General features: G+C 64.6%; 5 protein-coding genes. 4 read left to right on the top strand and 1 reads right to left on the bottom strand.

The genetic code is table 11. The annotated features are described in order from the left end of the window. A partial coding sequence (locus tag RWT78_RS28330) for an alpha-amylase family glycosyl hydrolase (RefSeq protein WP_314682616.1) occupies positions 1–1127 on the bottom strand: 1127 nt, incomplete at its 3' end. 51 nt (positions 1128–1178) lie between these two features. Between RWT78_RS28330 and RWT78_RS28325 the strand changes: the two genes are divergently transcribed. From RWT78_RS28325 to RWT78_RS28310, 4 genes are read left to right on the top strand one after another with little or no spacing between them, the layout of a single operon-like run. Then, the gene (locus tag RWT78_RS28325; protein ID WP_003944728.1) at positions 1179–2000 is read left to right on the top strand and encodes an ABC transporter ATP-binding protein; all 822 of its coding nucleotides are present in this window, start codon (positions 1179–1181) and stop codon (positions 1998–2000) included. A 56-nt stretch (positions 2001–2056) separates the two neighbouring features. Beyond that, positions 2057–2875 carry an NUDIX domain-containing protein gene (locus RWT78_RS28320; protein WP_003944751.1) on the top strand — a complete coding sequence of 273 codons (819 nt, stop codon included), beginning with the start codon at positions 2057–2059 and terminating at the stop codon, positions 2873–2875. A 10-nt stretch (positions 2876–2885) separates the two neighbouring features. Continuing rightward, entirely contained in the window at positions 2886–3665 is a 780-nt protein-coding gene (locus RWT78_RS28315; protein ID WP_314682612.1) for an enoyl-CoA hydratase-related protein, read from the top strand. Between the two features lie 53 nt (positions 3666–3718). After that, a complete protein-coding gene (locus RWT78_RS28310; protein ID WP_003944733.1) occupies positions 3719–4735 on the top strand; it encodes a class I SAM-dependent methyltransferase in 1017 nt (338 codons plus the stop codon). The last annotated feature ends 75 nt before the right edge of the window (positions 4736–4810 follow it).

Raw genomic sequence — 4810 nt, 5'->3', positions numbered from 1 at the left:
CACCGAGTCAGTACCGGATCGGAGGAGATGGCGGACAGGATGGACGCCCGCTGGTCGAAGCCTCCGCCGCGCGGCCTACCCAACGCGCTCGCAAGATCGAATCGGAAGCCGTCGACACCCATTTCGGTGGCCCAGTAGCGGAGGCTGTCAGTGATCATGCGCACGGTGATGGGGGAGCAGGCGTCGACCGTGTTGCCGCACCCGGTCAGGTCGATGTCGCGGCCGTCGCCGTCGAGAAGGTAGTAGCCGGGGCCGTCCAAACCTCGCCAGCTGACGCTGATTCCGTCGACACTCTGCTCGCAGGTGTGGTTGTAGACGACGTCGAGGATGACCTCGATGCCTGCCGCGTGTAGTGCGTCGACCATGATCCGGAACTCGGTGACTTCGCCGCCCGGAGTTGCCGCGTATCCGGGATGCGGGGCGAAGTACGACGCCGTCGAGTATCCCCAGTGGTTGCGCATTCCTCGCTCGCGGACGCTGTGTTCGGTCAGAAACGCCTGTACGGGAAGCAGTTCCACGGCGGTGACGCCGAGTGAGACGAGGTGATCTATCACGGCCGGTGCCGTCAGGCCGAGGTACGTTCCACGGTGGGCGGCGGGTACTCCTGGATGACTGGCGGTGTACGCGCCCACATGCAGTTCGTAGATGACGCTTTCCTCCCACGGCGTCTCGAGGCGGGCTCCGGCGGGCGCGAGGCCGGGAGTCACCACGGACAGCGGCACGTGGCCGAGCGAGTCGACCGTCGACGGGTCGCCGAAGGGATCGTCGGTGTACGACAGGAGGGCACGGTGATCACCGAGATCCCCCTCGATGCGGCGCGCCCACGGATCGACGAGCAGCTTGTGTGGATTAAGTCTCAGCCCGGCGCGCGGATTCCACGGGCCGGACGCCCGAATTCCGTAACGCTGCCCCGCACCGATCCCGGAGATGATTCCGTGCCAGATTCCGTACGTGTGTTGCCGAAGTTCGACGCGATCTTCGTTTCCGTCCTGGTCGATCAGGCAGATCTGGACGCTCGACGCAGCTGGGGCGTGGACCGCGAACTGGGTTCCGGAGTCCACGATGTGGGCGCCGAGTGGGAACGGAGACCCGGGCGTCGGGGTGTGAGTTTCGATGAGAGGCGACACGCAAGATGATCCTGCCGTGAACGGCCGGAGAATGTGCGGGAAGATGTTCGGGTGCCGCTACCTGATCCAGATCTGCTCATCGATTTCGACAACGTACTCATCCGTCGGGGAGGGTCCACTCTCGTGGGGCCCGTCACCTGGAAAGTGGAGCTGGACGAGCGATGGGTGGTGCTCGGACCCAACGGTGCCGGCAAGACCTCGCTGCTGCGCATCGCGGCCGGTGAGACTTTCCCGACCAGTGGTTCTGCCCACCTCCTTGGCGAAGTTCTCGGCAAGGTCGACGTCAACGAGTTGCGCCCGCGAATCGGTTTGTCCTCGTCGTCGTTGGCGAACCGCGTGCCCGGCGACGAGAAGGTCAGCGACCTCGTCGTGTCGGCGGGCTACGCCGTTCTCGGTCGGTGGCGCGAGGAGTACGAATCCATGGACACCTCGCGCGCTGTGGAGATGCTCGAAAGCCTCGGCGCCGAGCACCTGGCGGATCGGACGTACGGGACGCTTTCCGAAGGCGAGCGCAAGCGCGTCCTCATCGCGCGAGCCTTGATGACCGATCCCGAACTTCTTCTCCTGGACGAGCCCGCCGCCGGGCTCGATCTCGGTGGACGTGAGGAACTTGTGGCTAGACTCGCCGAACTGGCTGCCGATCCGGACGCCCCGGCTACCGTTCTGATCACCCATCACGTCGAGGAAATCCCGCCGGGATTCACCCACGCACTCCTTCTCAAGGAAGGGGAGGTCGTCTCTCAGGGCCTTCTGGACGACGTCATCACCGCCGAAAATCTGAGCGCGGCATTCAGCCAGTCCATCAGCCTCGACAAGGCGGACGGCCGATACTTCGCGCGCCGCGCGAGGCCGTCCGGAGCTCATCGCGCGTGAGCTTCAGTGGGACCTGAAATGCGGCCCAGATCACAGATCGCGTAGGTTCGCGAAGCATGGCTAACGAGAATGCAAACGCTGTCCCCGAGCCCAAGGATGCGTCGACCGTCATCTTGGTGCGCGATGCCGAATCCGGTATCGAGATCTTCCTGCTTCAACGAGTACAGGGGATGGCGTTTGCCGGGGGCATGACGGTATTCCCCGGCGGCGGCGTCGACAAGTCCGATGCGACGGCCGAGGTCGAGTGGGCCGGACCGTCGGTCGAGTGGTGGGCCGAGCGGTTCAGCACGGATGTTGCTCGGGCGAAGGCTCTCGTCTTGGCTGCGGTGCGGGAAACTTTCGAGGAGTGCGGTGTCCTGCTGGCCGGCCCCACGGCTGACACGGTCGTCGCGGACACGGCCGGCTATGCACAGGATCGAGTAGCTCTCGAAAAGCACGAGCTGTCGTTCAGCGATTTCCTGAAGAAGGAGAACCTGGTCCTGCGCACGGATCTGCTGCGGCCGTGGGCGAACTGGATCACGCCGGTGGGCGAGACCCGCCGCTACGACACGCGCTTCTTCGTCGCAGCGTCACCGACCGGACAGATCGCGGACGGGGTCACCTCCGAGGCCGCCGAGGTGCGTTGGCAGAGCCCGCAGGACGCGCTCGCGCATTGGCGGGAGGGTGGCAGCATCCTGTTGCCGCCGACGTGGAGTCAGCTGACCGAATTGGCCAAGTTCAGTTCGGTGGCGGAGATACTCGCAGCCGAGCCGGAGATTCCCGTCATCCTGCCTACGTTGATCACCGACGAGGAAACGCTGCGCGTCGAGTTCCCGAACCAGGACGGTTACTACGTCGCCGGGCCGCATCCGTGGTCGGTCAAGGCGGCAAAGTAACCTCTCGACCATGGCTGAATTTGTGACTCTCGAGGTTTCCGAAGGCATCGGCACCATCCGTCTGGCGCGTCCGCCCATGAACGCTCTGAACCGTCAGGTTCAGGACGAGTTGGCTGCTGCCGCACACGCTGCGACCGTCGACAAGGCAGTCAAGGCCGTCATCGTCTACGGCGGCGAGAAAGTCTTCGCAGCCGGTGCCGACGTCAAGGAAATGGCCGAGATGGACTACGGCCAGATCCGTGACGCGATCGGCGGCATGCAGGCCGGACTCGGCGCCGTGGCGTCCATCCCGAAGCCGACCGTTGCCGCGATCACCGGATACGCACTCGGCGGTGGACTCGAAGTTGCACTCTCGGCCGATCGCCGGATCGTCGGAGACAATGCCAAGCTCGGAGTTCCGGAGATTCTGCTCGGAATCATTCCCGGTGGCGGCGGAACGCAGCGTCTGGCTCGTCTGATCGGTCCGGCCAAGGCCAAGGATCTGGTCTTCACCGGCCGTTTCGTCGGGGCTGACGAGGCGTTGGCCATCGGTTTGGTCGACGAGGTCGTCGCTCCCGACGACGTGTACACCGCGGCCCGGACATGGGCCTCGCAGTTCGTCGGGGGAGCGTCACGTGCGTTGGCTACTGCCAAGGCGGCCATCGACGAGGGTCTGAACACCGACCTGGAATCCGGGCTCAAGATCGAGCAGCATCTGTTCGCCGGATTGTTCGCGACCAAGGATCAGGCGATCGGCATGGAGTCGTTCATCGCGAACGGTCCGGGCAAGGCCGAGTTCACGGGCGAGTAGGCTCCCCTAAACTAGAACTTGTTCATCTCTTACCAGCGAGTAGGATAGCCGCCATGACAGCCAGCCCGAATGACGACGCAACCGTCACGCCGCCCGCCGCTACCGACACCTCGGTAGTCGACCCCGCGCCGCGGCCGCACGCCACGGCCGAAGAGGTCGAGGCCGCTCGTAAGGACACCAAGCTCGCCCAGGTGCTCTACCACGACTGGGAAGCCGAAACCTACGACGACAAGTGGTCCATCTCGTACGACGAGCGCTGCATCGACTACGCACGTGGTCGTTTCGACGCCGTCGCGGGCGATCAGCCGCTCCCGTACGAGCGCGCGCTCGAACTCGGTTGCGGCACCGGATTCTTCCTCCTGAACCTGATGCAGGGTGGAGTCGCCAAGACCGGTTCGGTCACCGACCTCTCGCCCGGCATGGTCAAGGTCGCACTGCGCAATGCCGAAAGCCTCGGCCTTCCGGTCGACGGCCGTGTTGCCGATGCCGAGACCATTCCGTACGAGGACAACACCTTCGACCTGGTGGTCGGCCACGCCGTGCTGCACCACATTCCGGACGTCGAGAAGTCGCTCCGTGAGGTCCTTCGTGTCCTCAAGCCCGGCGGACGTTTCGTCTTCGCCGGTGAGCCCACCACTGTCGGCAACTTCTACGCTCGCTGGCTCGGCCGCGCGACGTGGGAAGCAACCACGCGCGTGACCAAGCTGCCGTTCCTCGCAGACTGGCGTCGCCCGCAAGAGGAACTCGACGAGTCTTCTCGTGCAGCAGCTCTCGAGGCTGTCGTCGACATCCATACGTTCGATCCCACCGACCTCGAGAACATGGCGAAGTCTGCTGGCGCCGATCAGGTCCACGCTGCCACCGAGGAATTCGCCGCGGCGCTTCTCGGCTGGCCTGTCCGTACTTTCGAAGCGGCTGTTCCACCGGAGAAGCTCGGTTGGGGCTGGGGGCGTTTCGCTTTCGGTGGTTGGAAGACGCTCAGCTGGGTCGACGAGAAGGTGCTCCGCCACGTCGTTCCTCGCGGATTCTTCTACAACGTCATGATCACCGGCGTGAAGCCCGGCAACTGAATTGGGTTATGACTTCACCCTCGGCGACGTCGACTATCTCGGAAGTGATTCCGGCGTAGCTGCCTTGGCCGAGGT

This window comes from uncultured Rhodococcus sp., assembly GCF_963525155.1.
Lineage (GTDB): Bacteria > Actinomycetota > Actinomycetes > Mycobacteriales > Mycobacteriaceae > Rhodococcus_F > Rhodococcus_F qingshengii.
This window is presented reverse-complemented; position numbering and strand designations above follow the sequence as displayed.